The organism is Nitrincola nitratireducens (assembly GCF_000585235.1).
Classification (GTDB): Bacteria; Pseudomonadota; Gammaproteobacteria; order Pseudomonadales; family Balneatricaceae; genus Nitrincola; species Nitrincola alkalisediminis.
The window spans coordinates 167,326-188,720 of the sequence record NZ_AONB01000004.1; the positions used below are offsets into that span (position 1 = coordinate 167,326).

Sequence of the window (21,395 nt, forward strand, 5' to 3'; positions counted from 1 at the left end):
GCATCGCATAGTTTAGCTAAAGTTTTCCATAACTCCATAGCAATAAAGGCAGTAAAACTGCCTTTATTTTGGAAGATAAGCTGATGATTATGCTTTATTAAGCATACCATGCTCCATCATGATGCCTTCTATTTCGGACAAGCTTGTTGGATCGTCAATCGTTGATGGAATGGAGTATTCTTTTCCATCGGCAATATTGCGCAACAATTTACGCAGTATTTTACCGGAGCGCGTTTTAGGTAAGCGCTGAACAACAAGCGCACGGTTAAAGCATGCAATCGGTCCAATCTCTTTACGGACCATTGCTATCAGCTCTTTCTCTAATGTGGCTTCATCCACTTCGATGCCATCTTTCAACAAGACCAGTCCGATTGGCGCCTGCCCTTTAAGAGGATCATTAATGCCGATGACAGCGCATTCTGCAACCGCAGGGTGTGCCGCAACAATCTCTTCCATTTCACCCGTGGATAAGCGATGACCCGCAACATTGATCACATCATCTGTGCGTCCCATGATGAAGACATAGCCCTCTTCATCCATGTAGCCACCGTCACCCGTTGTATAGTACCCCGGCGCTTCAGCAAGGTACCCAGTTCTGAAGCGCTCAAAGTCACCCCAGACAGTTGCCAGACAGCTCGGTGGCAATGGCAGCTTGATGGCGATTGAACCCTGCTGCCCTCGTGGCAACTCATTTCCCTCGGTATCTAGAATTTGGATGTTATAACCAGGAATCGGTAAGGTCGAAGAGCCTGGCTTAGTGGGCTTGGGTTCAATGCCCATCAGGTTGCCGCAAATGGCCCAACCTGTTTCGGTTTGCCACCAGTGATCGACAACTGGCTTGCCTGTTTTTTCCACTGTCCAATCATAGGTCGGCGGATCTAAACGCTCGCCTGCCATGAAAATGGTTTTCAATGCGGATGTGTCATACGACTTGAAGAGCAAGGCTTCGGGATCTTCTTTTTTGATGGCGCGGAATGCTGTCGGCGCCGCAAACAAGGCTTTTACCTTGTATTCGGCACACACACGCCAAAAGGCACCCGCATCCGGTGTGCGAACCGGTTTACCTTCATACACGAGCGTCGTGCAGCCAGCCAATAAAGGCGCATATACAATATACGAATGACCCACAACCCAGCCGACATCAGATGCGGCCCAGAAGACCTCACCCGGATTCATGTCGTACACCGCTTTCATTGAATACTTCAGCGCAACAGCATGCCCGCCATTGTCCCTTTGCACGCCTTTTGGCTTGCCAGTGGTGCCCGAGGTATAGAGCACGTATAAGGGATCGGTCCCTTTAACGGGCACGCAATCAGCAGGCTCAGCGTTTGCCATAGCCTCTTGCCAATCGATATCTTGCTCAGGCAACAACGCTGCCAGCGCTTGTGGGCGCTGCAAAACAATACAGCAAGCGGGCTTGTGTGCAGAAAGGCGCAGAGCCTCATCAAGCATCGGCTTGTACTCAATGACTTTTTTAACCTCAACACCGCACGAAGCTGACACCACCACTTTTGGCTCCGCATCTTCGATGCGAACCGCCAGCTCATGCGGTGCAAATCCGCCAAATACCACTGAATGAACCGCACCTAAGCGTGCAACGGCTAACATGGCCACTAGGGCTTCTGGAATCATGGGCATATAAATAACGACACGGTCACCTTTCGACACCCCTTGAGCCTTTAGAACACCCGCAAACAGTGCGACCTGATCGCGCATTTGCGTGTAGGTGAACATTTGCTTGGTGTCGGTCACCGGGGAGTCAAAAATAACAGCGGTTTGATCGCCCCGCCCTTGTTCAACATGATAATCCAAGGCCATGTAAGCCGTGTTCATTTCGCCATCTGCGAACCATCGGAGCATTCCGTTTTCATCTTTAGACAGAATCTGCTCAGGCTGCTTGTACCAAGGTAAATCGGCAGCTTTTTCCGCCCAAAACGTTTCCGGTTGTTCAACAGACTTTGTGTATTCAGCATGATAGGACATAAAGCGGGCCCTTTTTATTGGTTTGTATAACTCGTAATTAGGGCTTTTTTATAATTGTAGACAGTTAGCCCTGCTAGAAGCGCTACTTTAACCAAACTTATCCATACTTTAACTAAGACAAAAGGCTAGTAAAACGTCACAAATTCAATTAATACTAGAATATTCATACACTTAATTAAAAAGACAATACTAATTTAATTTCAGTCTGTATTTTTCAATGTGTCGACAATCATTATCCTTATAGGATCGACATCCTAACCCCGCTCATCTCTACCAAGGCTTTAAGATCAGTTTTTTTCAAGACAACATGAATCAGGTTCAACAAATCACCCTACTGTCTGAGGTATAATGCGGCTAAGTAAAGGTTAATCTTCAAAGGCATAGCAAACGTGAGCAAATCAGCAGTATTTACCTCTCTAGAACACACCCTGAATCAGCGCATCATGATTCTTGATGGCGGCATGGGGACAATGATCCAGAATGAAAAACTGCAAGAAGAGGACTATCGGGGAGAGCGCTTTAAAGATTGGCATGTCGACGTCAAAGGAAACAATGACTTATTGGTTCTGTCTCAGCCGGATTTAATTCGTCGAATTCATACCGACTATCTGCTGGCGGGTGCAGACATTATCGAAACCAATACATTTAATGCCACTGTGATTGCCATGGCAGACTACGAGATGGAATCGCTCAGTCGTGAAATCAATTTTGCGGCCGCGCGTCTGGCACGTGAGGCCTGCGATGCTGTCACACAACAAACACCCGATAGACCGAGATACGTTGCGGGCGTTCTTGGCCCAACTAACCGTACAGCCTCCATTTCGCCTGATGTGAATGACCCTGGCTATCGAAATGTATCTTTTGATGAACTGGTCGAAGCCTATACCGAATCCATCGATGCCCTCATCAAAGGCGGATCCGACATCCTGTTAATTGAAACCATTTTCGATACCCTGAATGCCAAAGCGGCTATCTATGCCGTTGAAGATTACTTCGATACCCATCACCTTCGTTTGCCCGTTATGATTTCAGGCACCATTACTGATGCATCTGGGCGTACCCTTTCAGGTCAAACCACAGAAGCCTTCTGGAACTCGGTTCGCCACGCTCGCCCCATCAGTGTCGGTCTGAACTGCGCACTCGGCCCGAAGGAGTTACGCCAATACGTTGAAGAGCTGTCTCGCATCTCTGAGACCTATGTCTCGGTTCACCCGAACGCGGGTCTTCCAAACGCCTTTGGCGAGTATGATGAAACCCCAGAGCAAATGGCCGTCGAAATCAAAGAATGGGCAGAGTCGGGTTTTGTGAACATTGTGGGCGGATGCTGCGGCACCACTCCGGACCATATTCGTGTGATACGTGAGGCAATCGAAGCCCACCCTCCTCGCCAGTTGCCAGACATCACCGTTGAATGCCGTCTTGCAGGCCTAGAGCCGCTCAATCTTGGCGCTGAAACCCTCTTTGTCAACGTAGGTGAACGCACCAACGTCACTGGGTCTGCTCGCTTTCGTCGCTTGGTCAAAGAAGGTGACTATGAAACCGCTTTAGAAGTTGCGCGCCAACAAGTTGAAGCCGGCGCTCAAATCATCGACATCAACATGGACGAAGGGATGCTCGATGCGGAAGCAGCGATGATCCGCTTCTTGAATCTGATTGCCTCTGAGCCGGACATTTCCCGCGTGCCGATCATGCTGGATTCGTCCAAATGGGAAATATTGGAGCAAGGGCTCAAGCGCATTCAGGGCAAAGGCATCGTTAACTCAATCAGCCTTAAAGAAGGCGAAGAAAACTTTATTGAGCAAGCGAAAAAAATTCGACGTTACGGTGCCGCCGTCGTGGTAATGGCCTTTGATGAAACAGGCCAAGCGGACACCTACGCGCGTAAAATTGAGATCTGTGAACGCTCCTACAAGGTATTGACCGAAAAGGTTGGCTTCCCACCGGAAGACATCATTTTTGACCCCAATATCTTTGCAATCGCCACAGGGATTGAAGAGCACAACAACTATGCCGTTGACTTCATCGAAGCCACGGGCTGGATCAAAAAGAACCTCCCCTATGCACAAATTTCGGGTGGGGTCTCTAACGTGTCCTTCTCCTTCCGTGGCAATGACAAAGTACGTGAAGCCATTCACTGTGTCTTTCTTTACCATGCCATCAAGCAAGGCATGGATATGGGCATCGTCAATGCTGGCCAACTCGCAATCTACGACGACCTTCCCAACGAATTAAGAGAGCATGTTGAGGACATCGTTCTTAATCGGCGCGACGACGCAACAGAGCGCATGCTGGAACTGGCTGAAAAATATCGTGGCGATGGTACCGTCGCAGCCGTTCAAGATGCTGAATGGCGAAGCTACTCCGTTGAAAAGCGCTTAGAGCATGCCTTGGTCAAAGGGGTCACTGACTTCATTGACGAAGACGTTGAAGAGTGCCGACAATTGTTTGAGCGACCCATTCAAGTGATTGAAGGGCCGTTGATGGATGGCATGGGCGTGGTCGGTGACCTTTTCGGTGCAGGTAAGATGTTCTTACCTCAGGTAGTAAAATCGGCTCGAGTGATGAAGAAAGCCGTTGCTTATCTCATGCCTTTTATTGAAGCAGCCAAGGCTGAAAATGCCAGCACCTCGGCAGGCAAAGTGGTAATGGCCACTGTTAAAGGCGATGTTCACGATATAGGTAAGAATATTGTGGGCGTTGTCCTGCAATGCAACAATTTTGAGGTCATCGATCTGGGCGTCATGGTCTCATGTGAAACCATTTTGAAAACCGCCAAAGAACACAATGCCGATATTATTGGGCTGTCGGGCTTAATCACGCCATCGCTAGATGAAATGGTCCACGTTGCAAAAGAAATGCAGCGCCAAGGCTTCACTATTCCTTTAATGATCGGCGGTGCAACAACCTCAAAAGCGCACACTGCCGTTAAAATTGAGCCAGGGTACAAAAACAATCAGGTTGTGCATGTCACCAATGCCTCACGTTCGGTTGGCGTTGCCTCTTCTCTGTTATCATCCGAGAAAAGAGATCAATTTATCAAAGAGATACGTGATGAATATCAAGCAGTGCGTGAACGTCATGCCGAGCGCCAAAAAGACTCACGCCGAGTGACTCTCGAAGCCGCACGTGCAAACCAGCACAAAATAGATTGGGACGCTTACACCCCTCCTCAACCGATACAACCGGGCATCCACGTGTTTGAGGACTACGATCTCAACAGGCTTCGTGACTATATCGACTGGACGCCTTTCTTCCAGTCATGGGAGCTCGCTGGGCGTTTTCCACGAATCCTCGATGATGAGATTGTGGGTGAAGAAGCCCGCAAACTCTATGAAGATGCACAAGCCATGCTATCCGACATCATCGACAACAAGCGCCTGCAAGCGCGCGCTGTGCTTGGCCTCTTCCCGGCTAATAGTGTCAATCATGACGATATAGAACTCTATACCGATGAGAGTCGCGAACATTGTCGCATGCGCCTTCACCACTTACGCCAACAAACGCAAAAAATGGAAGGCAAAGCCAACATGTGTCTTGCCGACTTTGTTGCGCCCAAAAACACTGGAAAGGAAGACTGGGTTGGTGCCTTTGCTGTCTCGACAGGATTTGGTGTTGATGAATGGGTTGAGGAATTCGAGTCTCGACAAGACATCTACAACAGCATCATGGTAAAAGCGTTAGCCGATCGTCTAGCCGAAGCCTTCGCTGAGCATCTACATGAACGGGTCCGCAAAGAGTTTTGGGGATATGCGGCTGACGAAGCGCTCGATAATGAAGCGCTCATAAAAGAGAAATATCAAGGCATTCGTCCGGCTCCTGGTTACCCTGCCTGCCCCGAGCACACAGAAAAAGGCCTACTCTGGCAACTGCTGGATGTGGAATCAACAACAGGCATCACCCTGACCGATAGCTTTGCCATGCTGCCCACCGCAGCCGTCAGCGGCTGGTACTTCAGTCATCCAGAATCGCAATACTTTGGTGTCGCCAAAATCAGCGAAGATCAGGTTGAAAGCTATGCCAAACGCAAAGCCTGGACGATGGATGAAGCTGAACGCTGGCTGTCGCCTAACTTGGGATATGAGCCAGAACAGAACTAGTGATGAGGCTCCTTGGATCCGTTTGTTTAAGGATTCTGGGAGCCGATTCTGTCAATGTGCCGTACGCCCCATCGCATACAAAGGCTTTGTAGTAACTATAGGTATTTAATACAGGAATACGTATTTGTATCGCCTTTAGCACATAAAAAAGCCCACGTGAAAACGTGGACTCGTGAGCATGTAACATAATTAAGCTTTTGCTAACTCAGAGTCAAGTCGAGCGAACTCTGAAAAGCTATTCTTCAGGTCTATGCGCAAGGATTCTACTTCGGATTTCGTCAATGCTTGAGGCTTTCTTGAGGTGCCCTGCTTCACCTTGTGTGAGTTTGTCCACACCAAAGCCAACTTCGCTTTTCCACCATTCATCAAGTTCGTCTCCATGCTTGTTCCGTATCGCTTTGAGCATTGCTTCCTTTATGTTAAGTGAAGCAGCTCCATCGTGTCCCGTCAAGGCAACAGCCAATATAACGCGACCGCCTTTGTTTTCTATGTAACCTCTGAGTGAAGCTAAAGTACCACCCATTGATAAAGTATCATCTAAGATAACATAGTTACGCCCTTGCTGCACATTCCCATCGAAGAAAGGATATTGAGACAAACGGTAATACGCCCCTTTATCCGTTCTTTGGGGCTTATTAGCTTGAACTATATCACCACATAATTCCAGCTGCAGATTTACAGCCAAATAGTATGCTAGAGCAGCTGGTATTTTGTTGGTACCAAATTCCTCTATGGCATGAACAGGAAGAATTAGAGCATCGCTACCTTGAACGATTGCACGCAATTCTTCGATCTTCTCTTGAGGTACAATATCTTTTACAAGTTGCAATGCAGCGCCATTGTTACCACTTTTCTTAGCATCATCGTACCTCTCATGCTTTTTAGCAGAGCCGAGAGGGCAAAAAATAAAAACTGAAGGGAAATCAAGCCAAGCAACTCGAGTTTCTTCCTTGCTCAAACGCTCTCGATACTCTGCGAGAGACACGACTTTACTAGGCATTCACACTACTACAAAATCCAATTTTTTTGCATTCTACTAAAAAAATATTTATTGCACACACAGAATTGTCCGACAATAACCTCTGCTTATGCACCCTGCTCTCGTTACGCACATGATACGTTATAGACCCTATTTGATCGTTCGCTACACAAAGTTATTTAACTCAGAAACTGACCTGACTATATATAATGATTTTGTAGCGGACATAGCCTCTAATCGACCAATAAAATCATCATTCCAAAATTTCGGGCATAGCCTTAAAACCTTGTAGCTTTCCAAAGTACCTTTCAGTACCGAGCTACCATCAGCCAGCCTTCAGGCTTGACGAAAAGCCCTTTTAACAATCTTTTGGTAACAAACCAGTAGCTCGTTAAGTATGGCAGATCAACATACACCAAGGTGTCAGCCACTTCCAATCGCTGATTAAATGAACCTATCGGGCCAAACCCATCAATTATCCAACGTTCAGACGATAGGATGTCTTCATGTGCTTTATCGAAGACACATGCATCAACCAACTCACCATTTTGTTTGTACACGATCGAATCTAATTGGTGTAGTGGTATGCCCGTCGCCGACGCTAAGGCTTTGCTTAGAGTTGATTTTCCGCTTCCTGGCTTACCAAAAACGGCTATTTTATTCATACTGCCTCCTTGAAATGGACTATTCCCATGAGGCAGAAACAGAAAACCCACCTCTCTAGGGTGGGTTTGATACACTAAAAACGCATCACAACGCCCACCATTCCTATGGAATGATGATAATTCGAGTTGTTGATTGCGTAAGATTTAAATTCATATTTTCATCCTGCTAGATAAAAATATGAATGTCAACGCTCAATTGAATGAAAGTGTTTGCGAACGCATGCAGCATCGCCACATTTCTAAGGTGTTATAGCTCAGCAATATGTGACAAAGTTTCTGGATGACGTTGTACCAATTTTAAAAGGGTCACTGCTTGTCCATTTGGCACACTACGACCTTGTTCCCAATTCTCTAGCGTTCGCGAAGAAGTATGAAGTAATCGGGCAAAAACTCCACGGGACATATTGAACTGCTCTCGAATGCTCACGATTTCATCTGGTGATATATTCAAATCACCTACGTCATTCACGTAATGTGTTTTCAGCGTCAATTTACCTTCCGAATGCTGTTTAGCCTCAACAAGAGCTGAGCTTAACTCCGCAAATAAATCACGATTGCTCATTGCGCCACGCCTCCAATGCACCTTGAATCACCTCACCCTGTTTAGGGTTCAGCATTAACTCAGCTTGAAAGAGTCTATACTCTTCATCACTAAGATACGCATCTCGGTGCTTTTCAAAAATTTTGACTCGACAAAAATACTTTCCATAAATAAAGTGTACGTCCCTAACGTATAGATGGCAAGATATAGTTTGGATGAGAGCACGTAAGTTTTGACTTAAGATCCTTACGGCGCTAAACCACTCTTAGATGCGTCAGGAGGCTTTTTATGGCGTAGTAGTAGCTTAACGGTCACATCTAACAAGCTTGTCCGAACGGTCCACACCTAGGCAACCTAGTGTAAAAGGCGCCCCCCCCGATATAACATCACCTAGAGCAACGTGCTATAGGATTCTCAAAATATGCTTATTGAGCCGATAAACACGAACATCCCATCCGCCATATTGCGTTTCAGAAAATGCTTGAAATCCGATCTTCTCAAGCACTCTGATAGATGCAACGTGACGAAGTGAGACGATTCCCACGATTGACTCGATATTACATTTAGCGAAGCCGTACTCAAGAACCTTTATCGCAGCTTCCGAAGCTAAGCCCTTACCCCATTCGGCCTGAGCGAGGCGGTATGCGACTTCCACGACTTCGCCCCCATCCACAGTTGCATTACTTAAACCACAGAATCCAATAAGAGCCCCCGATTGCTTATCGATTAAGGCCCACTGGCCATACCCCTGCTCTTGATATGAACTTCGACAGCCTTCGATGAACTTTGCAGTATCCGCTTCTGTCAATACACCCTTGCTCGAGAACTCCATCACTGATGGATCACCAAGTATCTTGCTGAGCGCTGGCGTATCACTGTTTTCAAGCTCTCTAATCAGCACTCTTTCTGTTTCTGTAACCATCATTCATCATGATCCTTATGTAAACTACGGCCGCAAAGGCTTGTAAACATCTTATGCTCGTCATGTTGCTGACGATTTAACGGCACCTATACTTATAGGTCTTGTATGTTCGAGTAGGTTGAGACCTCAATAAGATTTCCATCGGGATCTCTGAAATAAAATGACGTGATTGAACCTTTCGCACCTGTACGCTTTACAGGCCCCTCCGTGATCGTCACACCTTGATTCCTTACATGCTCCATTGCTTCAAAAAACTCGGTGTCAGTAATGAAGCACAGGTCGGCACTTCCCGTTCCAACATTTTGTGCTTTAGGTTCAAACTCATTGCCGAGCTGATGAAGGTTGATCTTCTGATTTCCAAACTTTAGGGCAACTCGTCCTTCCCCAAAGCTAACAGCTTTCATACCCAACACTTTTTCATAAAAACTGACCGTTGTTGGAATGTCGGCAACCGTGAGTACTAAATGATCGAGGTGGCTGATCTTCATTAAAAGCTCCGCTGGCTGGGATAGTCTTATTCTGCACCAGCTCTTTAAAATCCCACAGCCAAACCATGAGCATACGGGAAAAGGTCTCACTGAATATATGTACTATTATAATCTGGAAAGGTTACACACTGCCAACGGCAAAAAAGGCCTGTGGATTATGAAAATGAGCTGAAAAATGTGTCCGTTGATAAGTTGACTAGTACACACATCTACAACGTTATTATCGATAAATTGAGTGGAGTCGGCTTTAGCAACCTGCTCAAGTGTTAGTTTTGAAAGGTATCTTGTTACTTTGTATCTATTTCCAGATTTTCCAAATTCACTCTGATATACTATTTTTTATATAATGAGTTACTAATGTGATCGAAGCAAAAAGGAGGAGCGAGATCCGAATAGGTTGGGAATGCACCATCTTATAGAATAGGCTCTCGCATAGACAGCATGAAAGACAATGGCCCAGTTACACAGAAAGAACAAAAATTTGACTCCTCTGACAAACTCATTTCTTCAACTGACTTGAAAGGGGTCATCACACATTGTAATGATGCCTTCGAAAAGATCAGCGGTTACTCCCGCTCGGAACTTATTGGCAAGAATCATAATATTGTTCGACATCCTGACATGCCTGAAGAGGCATTCAACATCATGTGGTCACATCTTAAATCTGGACGCCCTTGGATGGGTATTGTAAAAAACAGGTGTAAGAATGGGGATCATTACTGGGTCAGCGCATATGTAACACCCATTACCGAAAATAGTGAGATTGTTGGTTATGAGTCCGTTCGTTCATCGCCTTCGGCCAGTGATGTTGCAAGAGCTGAAAAACTCTATAAGCGCCTCAAGCAGAACAAAAAAAGAATATCGATACCCAAGTATTTAGTCCATTTTATATTTGCAAGCGTGCTAATACTCCCCGCCTTTCTATTAGGACGTTATCACACCCTTTTGGCGAGCTCATTGTGGCTATCAATAGCTGTCTTGGCGTTTGGCGGATTGCAGTATCTGCAGTTCTCCCGAGACCTTAAATTGATTAAGGAAGAGCTTAGCGGATTCTTTATGCACCCTCTCGCAGCTGAAACATATACAGACAAGCATGGTTCTATTGGTTTAGCGTTGGTTGGCGTCATGAGTCTTAAAGCCCATCTTGATGCAGTTTTAGTCCGGATACAAGACGCATCAAGTGAGGTCTCGCAACAAACAAATGTGGGTCTTAATCTATCCGAGACAGCGTATCAAGAAATCAAAACACAATCTGAGCAGATTTCGATTGTGGCCACCTCAATGCATGAAATGTCATTGGCCATTAATGAAATTTCTGAAAAGGTACAAAGCACTGCAAGTTGCGCAACCAGTGCTCAGCAACTTGCCATGGATGGAAGTCAGTCTTCACAAATTACTCGAAATTCAATAGTAGATCTAAAAAACACAGTCACTTCAATTGGGCAAGCCGTCGACACCCTATCAGTGCAGAGTCATAAAATTGCGGCTGCTGCTGAAGCCATTGAAAAAATATCGGATCAAACCAATCTCTTAGCCCTTAATGCAGCGATAGAAGCTGCTAGAGCTGGAGACCATGGCAGAGGGTTTTCTGTTGTCGCAGATGAAGTTCGCGTATTAGCTACCAATACACGAGAGTCTGCACAAAGCATCAGAATGATAATCGATGAGCTCTTAACAAGCACGAATCACTCAGTGCAAATTGCAAACCTCGGTGTTGAAAAGGCTGAGGAAGGATTGCAACGCGTTGTTGAAACAGAGGGAATGCTAAATGAAATAGCCGAATCGGTTAGTCAAATCTCTAACATGGCTGAACAAATGGCCTCTGCAGTTGAACAACAAGCCATTGTATCTCAGGAGGTCAATGGGCAGGTTGAGAATATCAATACTTTAGCTGATCGGAGCTTATCGAGGACTGAAAGTAGCGCTGATAGCATCAAACACTCAAGGAAAGTAGCCGAACAACTTCATGAACTGGTGAATCGGTTTAAACAAAAACACTGATGTACTCCCCCTATTAGCCTGATGCTCGGCTAATAGGGGACTTTTCGTTGAAGGCTGCAGTTTCAACCAAAAGCATTACACGTGAATTCAGATCACTATAGGTCTTGGATTAACCATATTCTCAGGCTTAAGAATCTCTTGTAAAAGCGCATCTTCAATCAAGCCTTCTTCTCTTACCAGCTCCAGAACACCCTTGCCAGTTTCAAGCGCTGTACGTGCAATGCGCGTGGCGTTGTCATAACCGATGTAAGGGTTTAGTGCGGTAATCAAGCCAATGGACTGGTTAACCAGCTCAAGGCAACGCTCACGATTCGCGGTAATGCCAACAACACAACGTTCACGAAGCATATCCATCGCACGTCGCAGCAAGCGCATAGACTCTAAAATCTTATAGGCGATCAATGGCTCCATTACGTTCAACTGCAATTGGCCGTTTTCAGCCGCCATGGTGATGGCCATATCATTGCCCACAACCTGATACGCAACTTGGTTAACAGCTTCAGGTATTACAGGGTTTACCTTGCCTGGCATGATCGACGAGCCTGGCTGTTGTGCTGGCAGGTTGATTTCGTTAAAGCCCGTTCTTGGTCCACTGGACAACAAACGAAGGTCGTTGCAGATTTTTGAAAGCTTGATCGCCAAGCGCTTCGTCATCCCAGAGAACAAAACAAATGCACCCATGTCAGATGTCGCTTCAATTAAATCTGCAGCCAAGCGCATAGGGTGTCCACACACATTGGACAAGTGCGCGACGGCTAAGTTGGCGTATTGAGGATCAGCGTTGATGCCCGTACCAATCGCCGTTCCTCCCAGGTTTACTTCACGCAGCAAATCATACATGCCAGCGATGCGTTCAATATCTTCCCCCAAGGTGGTAGCATACGCACCAAACTCTTGCCCCAAGGTCATGGGCACTGCGTCTTGCAACTGAGTACGCCCCATTTTAATGACGTCATGAAACTCGTCACGCTTGCTCGCAAAGGCGCCTTGCAACAGAGCCAAACTGTCGACCAACTCGGCGTGCGATAACTGCAAGCCAACGCGGATAGCCGTTGGGTAAGCATCATTGGTTGATTGAGACATATTGACATGATTGTTCGGGTGCAAATGCTCATATGCACCTTTTGCATAGCCAAGGTATTCCAGACCAATATTGGCAATAACTTCGTTCGCATTCATATTGGTTGATGTGCCCGCACCACCCTGAATCATATCAACAACAAACTGGTCATGATATTGACCATTGATCAGGCAGTCGCACGCATAATGGATAGCCTCTAAATGTTTAGCTTCCAAATGGCCTGTGTCAAAGTTAGCGGACGCAGCGGCTTTTTTAACCATTGCCAAGCCTACAATCAACTTTGGAAAATGCGCTAAAGGAACACCCGTAAGCACAAAATTCTCTAATGCGCGTTGCGTCTGAACCCCATAGTACGCTTCTTCTGGAACTGCCAAATAGCCCAACAAATCTTTTTCAATACGGTGTGGTTTTTGAAGAATTTCGTCCTGACGCGGAATATCTATAATCATGATGGCTCTCAATATGGATGGTATAAATCAGTGCGACAACTGACTGCATGCGCATTTTCGTACAATTACAGCACTACAATCCAATGCTATTATCAGATATATTATGCAATAAATGCATAATGTGGAGCCTAAGCTATGGATTTTGAAACACGCTGGCTTGAAGATTTTTTAGCCTTGGCGTCGACACAAAGCTTTTCTAAAGCCGCGGAAAAGCGCCATGTAACGCAACCGGCGTTTAGTCGTCGAATCAAATCATTAGAAGAGGCTGTGGGTGTGCAACTGGTGGATCGCACCCGAACCCCGATTAATTTGACGGCTGAGGGGCAGTTATTTTTAATCAGCGCGCGCAGCATCGTCAGTCAATTGCACGAAACTATCACCCGACTTCGAGGCCTTTCCCCACATCAGCAGGATATCCTAGAGGTTGCAGCGGCCCACTCACTTGCCTTCACGTTTTTCCCCGACTGGTTGAACTCACTAGGCAAGCTGACGGATGAAATTTCTATTCGCTTAGTCGCAATGAACGTTGAAGATGCAGTGCATGCCCTGCGGGATGGTCAATGCGATATGATGCAGGTCTACTATGATTCCTATGCAACCTTGCAATTAGACCCCGTCATCTTTCCATCGATACATCTACTCGATACGTCCATGATCCCCGTGTGCAAACCCGATCTCGACGGACAGCCAATGTATAGCCTAAACAGCCCTTCTGATGAACCGATTCCTTTTCTGTCCTATACATCAGGTGCATTTTTAGGCAGAACAGTGCGACTGCTGCTCAAACATCACCCGATTCGTTTACGCTTAAAAACAGTGTACGAAACAGCGATGGCCGAAGGCTTGAAAGGCATGGCCTTGCAAGGGCATGGCATTGCCTGGATGCCAAAGCTCTGCATAGAACGTGAACTGGCGGAGGGACGTTTGGTTGCGTGCGAAGGTGAAGAATGGCAAACACCGCTGGAGGTACGCCTTTATCGCTGCACCTTAGTGAACAAACCCATCGTGAATGCCTTATGGAAAAAGCTAAAGACCTGAATCTCATCCAAAACTAGGCTATGATAGCTGCTATATTAACAATCGATAATAAAAAGGAGTCTAGACTTGGAGCATCAGTTTTGGAAAGACCGCTGGGAGCTAAACCAGATAGGCTTTCATCAAACCGAAATTAACACCTATTTAAGCCAACACTGGAATGAACTCGGCCTATCGGACAATGCGCCAGTGTTTGTGCCCTTGTGTGGCAAAAGCTTAGACATGCTGTGGTTGCGCGAGCAAGGACACGATGTATTAGGAATCGAGTTATTCGAGGTTGCCTTAGATGCATTCTTTTTTGAAAATGACATTGTGCCTGCCAAAGAACGCACAGAGCGCTTTGTGGAGTTTAAAGCGGATCGCTTAAGACTTTTAGCGGGTGATTTTTTTCATCTACAAGCAGAAGATCTTGACGGAATTAATGCCGTGTACGACCGTGCGGCCCTCATTGCTTTCCCTCCAGAGATGCGAGTGAAGTATGCAAACCACATGAGCCAACTCCTCAAACCCGGCGCGCATATTATGTTAATCGCAATGGAGTACAAGGACGGAGTGTTAAAAGGCCCACCCTTTTCCGTCAATGAGGCCGAAGTTCATCAACTCTTTGCCGAGCACTTTGATATTCAGCTGAAAGGCGCCTTTGATCGCGCATGGGTAAAAGAGCGATACGTGACCGAGAAAGTCTATTCACTGACCCGTCGCTGATAACATAACGGCGTCCCCTCTTATGAGGCGGGACGCCCTTTCCGCAAGGTCATAAACCCAGCTATACACACCAGAGTAATGCCCGCAAAGGTGTAGATATTGAGTTGCTCTCCCCATAATAACCAACCCATCAATGCTGCAAAAATCACAGATGAATAGGTAAAAGGGCCTAATTGTCCGGCCGGAGCCATGCCATAGGCTCTGCTCAGCAAGAGTTGTGCAATCGTAGAGCTTGCCGCCAAACCCACCAACCACATCCACTGAACCGGTGTTGGCGTGACCCAGTTCAATGCAGCTGGTACTGCCGCTAACAGGCTTCCGAAAAAAGCAAAGTAAAACACAATTTTCTGTGGCGATTCGCTGCTGCGCATGGTTCTAACCGATACCTTGGCCATCGCACCAAGTACCGCCGCAAGCAGCCCCACCAACACAGCATGGTTAATCACCCCTTCATCAGGCTGAAGGATAAATCCAACCCCTGCAAATCCGACGATAATCGCCCACTTTAGGGCTGGATCAATTGACTCTTTAAGCCACCACAACGCAATAATCGGCACAAAAAAGGGTGCCATTTGCTTCAGCATAGCGGCCTGTGCTAAGGGCAAATGCGTCCAAGCGTAAAACAGGCATGTCATCGCGCTCACCCCAATCAGTGAGCGCATAAAATGCAAATGCAAACGCGAGGTTGGCAGTTCTTTTCGCCCTCTTCGCAAAATCCAGGGCATTAGCCAGATCAAGCCCAGCAAGTTGCGCATTAAGACAACGACTTCCAGCGGCAAACCGTCGCCCAGCTGACGAACGAAAATACCACTGGTGACCAGAAAAATTTCGGATGCAACAATTAATGCTGCACCCATGGCAAGAGGACTCAATTCACACTTCCAATGCTAAATTTCGATGCGCTCAAAGCTCTCAGAAAGTGATTCTGAATTTTTGAGGTTGGTAACAACGGCGATACTGGCATGATCAAGATTCAGCCATTCACCTGCAACGCGCTTAAGATCCTCAAGCGTTACCTCAAGTATGCGCTTACGGAATTCTCGACGAAGCTCAGGTGTACGCCCAAACAAACTGGCGTGATAGGCTTGCTTCGCCTCGCCCGCGGGTGAACCCGGTTTGTCGATTGAGCTAATCACACCCAAAATTGCCTCTTCTAGTTTTTTAGGGTCATGCTCTTCTTTGAGCAGCCAGTCTCGCGCTTTCATAAAGTCATCCAGTGTTCCCTCAATGCGCGGGTCACGGTATGAAAAGAAACGGAAGACCGCATCACCATTGTCTTGCCCGGCACCGGCACCGTAGGCGCCGCCTTTTTCGCGAATGGCTCTGTGTAAATAGCCATTGCGTAAAAAATCACCTAAGACGCTTAGTGCAGCGGCATCGGGATGCTGTCCCGTCACCGTTGGAAACGCCATGGCACAGAAGTTAACCTGGGTACTGGTGAGCCACAACTGCTTAACCGACGAGCGCGTTGCTGGCAATGCGAAGGGGGTAAAGTCATTTGTGCTGGGCACATCTGCCCATATGGCTTGCAGACTGTTTTGAACCGCTGCCAAATGATCGTCTTCCGCCACCAATAGGAAACGTCTTGGAGCCAGAGCTATTTTAGCATGCAGCTGTTGCAGAGCCGTTCCTAGAGCGGCCAACTCAGTGTCATCGTCTAGACGCTTATCCAAGGCTTTAACAGATTGGATGCTGGCAAGACCGCTGTTCAAATGTGCCAAGCGCGCAGCAGGGCTCATTCCGGCGCAAGCTGCCATCATCGCGTAACTGTGACCTCTTCCAGTAATGGACTGTTCGCGACGCGTGCGCTGCTGCGCGACGATTTCACGAATCCTGGGCAATTCATCAAAACGTGCATTGGCGAGCGTGTCTTGCATTAAGCTTAACAGTTCTTGCTGCTTGACTTGTAAAGCTTTACCAGACATTACCAAAAAGGCCTTCACGTCTTGCTCGTTGTCTGGCAAACCACGAATACTAACGTGTGCCGAAAAGCTCCCTGCCACTTCACTTTGCAAGGCTTGATTTGCACGATAGTCGAGCTCACCACGACCCAGTTCGGTCAAACAGTGTGAGTATAAGGGTAGCAATGCCAGTTCATCATCCGTAAGCAAGGGTAAATCGATAATCGCTTGCTGATAAATCAAGCCATTGGTCCCCGCACTGTACCAAGTGGCATCCAGCTGGGATAAAGGCAATGCTTGCGACTCCGGCAATTTCAAATCCAGCGGGACATCATCAAGCGTTACACAGGGCAAAACCGAATCATCGTCACCTGCTGTTGGCGTGCCTCTAAGGCATGCGCTTGATCAATGACCGCTTGAATTTCATCGGGCGTTAGTTGCGATTTTTTGAGTGCAAGTGCTTCTTTCTCGGCAGCATCCTTTAAGCGGCTGATTTGATCATCTGGACGCAAGGTGACGCGCACGCGATGGGGATTATCCAACAACCAGCGCTTGATCAGCGAAGGGATATACTGGGGATCTTGGATTTTATTCCTTAGCATTTCCAGGATCGGATCAATATTAATCGCCGCAAGCGGATCGCCACGATGAATCGCGGATGACAAACCTGCTAAAATTAACTGCAAGCCGAAGGGGTAACCATCACCGGTAATTTCACGCTGACTTAACTCAAGCTGGTGCAATTGCGCCTCGACCATACGCAAGTCGACACCTTCGTCGACAACACCTTGCAGAGTATCCAAAACCAGAGTTTCAAACTCTGATGCTTTATCAACCTCGCTGCCCTCTATACCGCACATGAAGCTCATTTCACGATTGGAGTCTTCAAGGCCACAGAGTGGCGAAGGACCCGATCCCAATCCACTCGACTCTAGAGCTGCTCGTAATGGTGAGCTTGAGTTATCGAGCAGAACTCGTGACAAGAGGTGAGCTTCCATCAACGCCTCTGTATCAATGGATTTAGGCAGCAGCCATCCCAAAACATGATGTGTATGCTCTGATAAATCGGCCTCATCGCAGGCATATGCCTCTTCAACCCTGACAGGTGAAAAATAGCGTTTTTCATCAGGGACACTTAGGGTGATTGGGCTGGCTTCAAAACGATTCAGCGCCTGTTCGTGCATTTTTTCCTGCAAAACCTCGACAGGAATATCACCGAACGTCATGAAGACAGCATTGGTCGGGTGGTAATGGCTTTTATAAAAATCGAGCAGTTGCTCGTAAGTCAGATCAGGGATACACGCAGGCTCCCCCCCTGAGTTATGGTGGTAGGTCGTCTCAGGGAACAGGTAACGCGTCAGAGTCTGCCACAAAACAGATGACGGCGAGCTCATGGCTCCCTTCATTTCATTAAATACAACGCCTTTGTAGACCAACGGCGTGCTTGGATCATCGGCTTTCTCGAACTCAACTCGGTGCCCTTCTTGCGCAAAATCCAAAGGGTCTAAACGTGAAAAGAAGGTCGCATCCAGATAGACATCAAGCAGGTTAAAAAAGTCTTTGCGATTCTGGCTTGCAAACGGATAGGCCGTCCAATCGCTGCTGGTAAAGGCGTTCATAAAGGTATTAAGTGAACGGCGCGTCATCATGAAGAAAGGATCACGAACAGGAAAACGTTCACTGCCACATAAAGCGGTGTGCTCCAGTATGTGCGCTACCCCTCTTGAATCTTCGGGAACGGTTCTGAACGCGACCAAAAAAACGTTTTCATCACGATTCGCCGCAATATGGTAGTGCAAAGCCCCTGTTTTACGGTGTTTGTACTCAAACACTTCAATATCTAACGACTGAATAACCTGAGAGCGAAGAAAATCAAAACTGGCATGTGCGTTCATAAATGAAGAAATTCCTGCCTTAATACTTAGAGTATCAAAATGAAATAGGGATCAGATGTCGAAAGGGTGAACCCTGCAAAAGTGAATCAAGCAGGCGCTTCGTATGACCTTTCAATTTATATAATGTTGATTGTATAGATTCAGATCATGAATTTCAGTGGTTATCAGGATTTTTTCACAATTATGTGTTAGAAGTGAACCTAATCTTGCTTGTGGATTCATATGCAATAGGCACGTAAAAAACGTATACTCGTTCTTTCAATTTTGCTGCAACGCAGCATGACCAACCAACAAGGGGTGTTGACTATGTATGAAGAACTCAAAAACTCTATGCAACCAGTGATGGAAATGGCTGAAATTAACAAAAAAACAGCGGAAAAGCTTATCGCATTGCAGTCAAAATACGTGAATGAGTTTGTCAGCTCAAGCATGGCGCAAATGAAAGCGCTGACGGACATCAAAGATCCTAAAGAAGCAATGGAAGCGCAGCTCAAGTACCTCAAAGAAATTGAGGCCAAAATTGCCGATGTTGCGCAGCAAGAAGTCTCTGCGTTAAGTGAAGCCAAAGCTCAATTAACTGTTTTGATGGAAAAAACGCTGAAGGAAGCCGCCGATAAGTCGTATTTCGCTGAAATGGAAAAGATGGTAAAGAACTTTACCAAGAAATAGTTTTTGTGCGGTGCAATAATTTTGTGCTTGACACCCTTTCCCATTTGAGGTTTCATAGCCTTAATGTTGCAACGCACAATATAGAATTTAACGAGGGATATCTCATGACTGATCCACTTAAAGACCTTCAAGACGCATTCAAACCGATGACTGAATTGTCAGAAAGCCTACTGAAAAATGTTGAAGAGCAGTTAGAGCCTGTTAAGGAAAAACTCAAGCCCGCATTAGAAATGGCTGAAGTCAACAAAAGCACGGCAGAAAAACTGATTGCCATTCAATCAGACTATGTATCCGACTTTGTGAATACCAGCCTTGCTCAGTTTAAAGCGCTCGTTGAAGCCAAAGACCCACAAGAAGCACTGCATCTTCAGGTTGAATACTTCAAAACACTTGATGCTAAATTCACGCATGTTGCTGAAAAAGAATTAGCAGCGTTGACTGAAGCAAAAGACAAAATTACAGAAATTGTTGAAAAATCCTTTGCAGATTTGGGCGATGTTCCTTTTCTAATGCCTGATCTGAAAAGCATGGATTTCAGCAAGTTCGACATTAGCAGCTTAATTCCAACTGCGAAGAAAGTTGAAGACGTTGTTGAAGAAGTCAAAGACGCCGTTGAAGAGACCGCAGAAAAAGCAGCGCCAGCGAAAACAACGCCAGCTCGCAGAGTCTCTGCACCAGCAAAAGCAACACCAACGAGTTAATGTAACGCGACCTTATTGCAACCTCTTTTTTGGCCATGATGAAAATCATGGCCTTTTTTTAACCAACTCTTCGCGAAAGCTCAGGCAAGCGCCCTTCTATCCCCATCGCCAAACGCATGACATGCTCCTTCGCAAAAGGAAGCCGTCCTGCAACCCCTAATCCTATATTGCGCAAAAGTTTAATTGGCAAAACACGATTGCTGAATGCTCTATAGAAAAAATCCATAGACTGCATCATTAGCAAGTTGGGATGACGACGCTCTTTCTCATAACGAGCCAGCCAAGCCATGCTGTAAAAGTCGGAATGATCCTGAGCATCCAATAAGCAAGCAGACAACGCCGCTGCATCTAAAAAGCCAATGTTAACGCCTTGCCCGGCCAAAGGATGTATCATGTGTGCAGCATCGCCGACCAAAGCCACACCGTCATCAACGTAGCGATGCGCATGCTGACGACGCAAAGGGAAAAAACCTCTTTCCAAGATTGCATCTATCTTGCCTAGGCAGCTTGGAAATTGATCGTGAAGGGCTCGACTAAAAGCATCATCATCCAATGCTAGCAACCGCTTAACGTCATTGGGTGTGTTATACCACACCAACGATGCATGGGCGCCAGATAAGGCAAAAACGCCAAGGGGCCCGTCGGAGTAAACTGCTGCCAAGTGATGTCCTGCTGGGGATAGGCCGTTGTTACAGACGCAATGAGCGCATGCTGAGCATAATCCCATTTTGTAACACCGATTCCCACCGCCTGACGAACATTGGAGTGACCGCCGTCTGCACCAATTAAAAGTCGTCCTATCAGCTCTTGTCCGTCGTCCAAGGTAACAATACTCGACCCAGGCGAGTAGTCGATGGATTGCGTTTTAACGGGGCATAACAAATCAATGTTATCAAACTCAGACAGTCGCTCAAGTAAGGCTAACTGAACGATACGATTTTCGACAATGTTCCCTAGGTAGGGCTCATTAATATCGGCTGAGTTAAACTCAGTTGCGGCTTTGTCCGCATCGGACTCCCAGACTTTCATGCGCTGATACGGGCACAGGCGTCTTGAGGCAATACCTTCCCACGCACCTATGTTTCGCAAGAGGGTTTCCGATGCCACGCTAATGGCCGACACACGTAAATCGTGAGGCTGCTCGAAACTAAAAGGCGCAGGGTACTGGTTTTCCAGAACAGCGACCGAGTAGCGCGACCCGCCCAATGCACATGCAATGGCTGAGCCCACCATGCCGCCGCCCACGATAATAATGTCATATTGACTTTTTTTCATCGCCAACT

The 21,395-nt window shown here is 46.7% G+C and carries 18 protein-coding genes; 6 read left to right on the top strand and 12 right to left on the bottom strand.

The annotated features are described in order from the left end of the window. Positions 1-87 precede the first annotated feature (87 nt). Positions 88-1,983: a propionyl-CoA synthetase gene (locus tag D791_RS06015; protein ID WP_036509076.1), complete on the bottom strand. Its 1,896-nt coding sequence runs from the start codon at positions 1,981-1,983 to the stop codon at positions 88-90. A gap of 389 nt (positions 1,984-2,372) precedes the next feature. Between D791_RS06015 and metH the strand changes: the two genes are divergently transcribed. Next, positions 2,373-6,080 carry a methionine synthase gene (metH, locus tag D791_RS06020; RefSeq protein ID WP_081763758.1) on the top strand — a complete coding sequence of 1,236 codons (3,708 nt, stop codon included), beginning with the start codon at positions 2,373-2,375 and terminating at the stop codon, positions 6,078-6,080. 235 nt (positions 6,081-6,315) lie between these two features. On the opposite strand, the gene D791_RS06025 is transcribed toward metH, so the two are convergent. The 5 genes from D791_RS06025 to D791_RS06045 all read right to left on the bottom strand — a co-directional run bounded on the left by D791_RS06025 (position 6,316) and on the right by D791_RS06045 (position 9,675). Next, the gene (locus D791_RS06025) at positions 6,316-7,038 is read right to left on the bottom strand and encodes a phosphoribosyltransferase (RefSeq protein WP_036509207.1); all 723 of its coding nucleotides are present in this window, start codon (positions 7,036-7,038) and stop codon (positions 6,316-6,318) included. A gap of 329 nt (positions 7,039-7,367) precedes the next feature. Further along, positions 7,368-7,724 (bottom strand): P-loop NTPase family protein, encoded by a 357-nt coding sequence (locus D791_RS06030; RefSeq protein WP_237748533.1) that lies wholly within the window; start codon positions 7,722-7,724, stop codon positions 7,368-7,370. Between the two features lie 247 nt (positions 7,725-7,971). Further along, positions 7,972-8,286 (bottom strand): helix-turn-helix domain-containing protein, encoded by a 315-nt coding sequence (locus tag D791_RS06035; RefSeq protein ID WP_036509078.1) that lies wholly within the window; start codon positions 8,284-8,286, stop codon positions 7,972-7,974. Between the two features lie 382 nt (positions 8,287-8,668). Continuing rightward, entirely contained in the window at positions 8,669-9,190 is a 522-nt protein-coding gene (locus tag D791_RS06040) for a GNAT family N-acetyltransferase (RefSeq protein WP_036509079.1), read from the bottom strand. Between the two features lie 89 nt (positions 9,191-9,279). Next, positions 9,280-9,675, bottom strand: coding sequence for a VOC family protein (locus D791_RS06045; RefSeq protein WP_036509082.1), 396 nt, complete (start codon positions 9,673-9,675; stop codon positions 9,280-9,282). 441 nt (positions 9,676-10,116) lie between these two features. Here D791_RS06045 and D791_RS06050 point away from each other — a divergent pair, with 441 nt between their 5' ends. After that, positions 10,117-11,676, top strand: a complete 1,560-nt coding sequence (locus tag D791_RS06050) for a methyl-accepting chemotaxis protein (RefSeq protein ID WP_036509084.1) — start codon at positions 10,117-10,119, stop codon at positions 11,674-11,676. Positions 11,677-11,763: 87 nt separating this feature from the next. Here D791_RS06050 and D791_RS06055 read toward each other — a convergent pair whose 3' ends face one another. Beyond that, a complete protein-coding gene (locus D791_RS06055; RefSeq protein ID WP_051514292.1) occupies positions 11,764-13,206 on the bottom strand; it encodes an aspartate ammonia-lyase in 1,443 nt (480 codons plus the stop codon). Positions 13,207-13,341: 135 nt separating this feature from the next. On the opposite strand from D791_RS06055, the gene D791_RS06060 reads away from it, so the two are divergent. After that, entirely contained in the window at positions 13,342-14,244 is a 903-nt protein-coding gene (locus tag D791_RS06060) for a LysR substrate-binding domain-containing protein (RefSeq protein WP_036509087.1), read from the top strand. Between the two features lie 66 nt (positions 14,245-14,310). Continuing rightward, positions 14,311-14,946, top strand: a complete 636-nt coding sequence (locus D791_RS06065; protein WP_036509089.1) for a thiopurine S-methyltransferase — start codon at positions 14,311-14,313, stop codon at positions 14,944-14,946. Between the two features lie 20 nt (positions 14,947-14,966). Here D791_RS06065 and D791_RS06070 read toward each other — a convergent pair whose 3' ends face one another. The 3 genes from D791_RS06070 to D791_RS21710 are packed head-to-tail and all read right to left on the bottom strand — an operon-like array spanning position 14,967 to position 18,742. Beyond that, positions 14,967-15,818: a DMT family transporter gene (locus D791_RS06070; protein ID WP_237748534.1), complete on the bottom strand. Its 852-nt coding sequence runs from the start codon at positions 15,816-15,818 to the stop codon at positions 14,967-14,969. A gap of 15 nt (positions 15,819-15,833) precedes the next feature. Then, complete coding sequence (locus tag D791_RS21705; RefSeq protein ID WP_337588607.1) at positions 15,834-17,201, bottom strand: insulinase family protein; 1,368 nt, start codon at positions 17,199-17,201, stop codon at positions 15,834-15,836. Then, positions 17,189-18,742: an insulinase family protein gene (locus D791_RS21710; RefSeq protein ID WP_337588608.1), complete on the bottom strand. Its 1,554-nt coding sequence runs from the start codon at positions 18,740-18,742 to the stop codon at positions 17,189-17,191. Before D791_RS21710 ends, D791_RS21705 begins: the two co-directional genes overlap by 13 nt. A 306-nt stretch (positions 18,743-19,048) precedes the next feature. Here D791_RS21710 and D791_RS06080 point away from each other — a divergent pair, with 306 nt between their 5' ends. Continuing rightward, on the top strand, positions 19,049-19,411 hold the full coding sequence (locus tag D791_RS06080; protein ID WP_051514293.1) for a phasin family protein: 363 nt from the start codon (positions 19,049-19,051) through the stop codon (positions 19,409-19,411). Between the two features lie 104 nt (positions 19,412-19,515). Continuing rightward, entirely contained in the window at positions 19,516-20,112 is a 597-nt protein-coding gene (locus tag D791_RS18850) for a phasin family protein (protein WP_051514294.1), read from the top strand. A 58-nt stretch (positions 20,113-20,170) separates the two neighbouring features. Here the strand turns inward: D791_RS18850 and D791_RS20755 are convergent, their stop codons facing one another. Both D791_RS20755 and D791_RS20760 read right to left on the bottom strand, forming a co-directional pair. After that, complete coding sequence (locus tag D791_RS20755; RefSeq protein WP_237748535.1) at positions 20,171-20,773, bottom strand: FAD-dependent monooxygenase; 603 nt, start codon at positions 20,771-20,773, stop codon at positions 20,171-20,173. Next, the gene (locus tag D791_RS20760) at positions 20,668-21,387 is read right to left on the bottom strand and encodes an FAD-dependent monooxygenase (RefSeq protein ID WP_237748536.1); all 720 of its coding nucleotides are present in this window, start codon (positions 21,385-21,387) and stop codon (positions 20,668-20,670) included. Before D791_RS20760 ends, D791_RS20755 begins: the two co-directional genes overlap by 106 nt. Positions 21,388-21,395 lie beyond the last annotated feature (8 nt).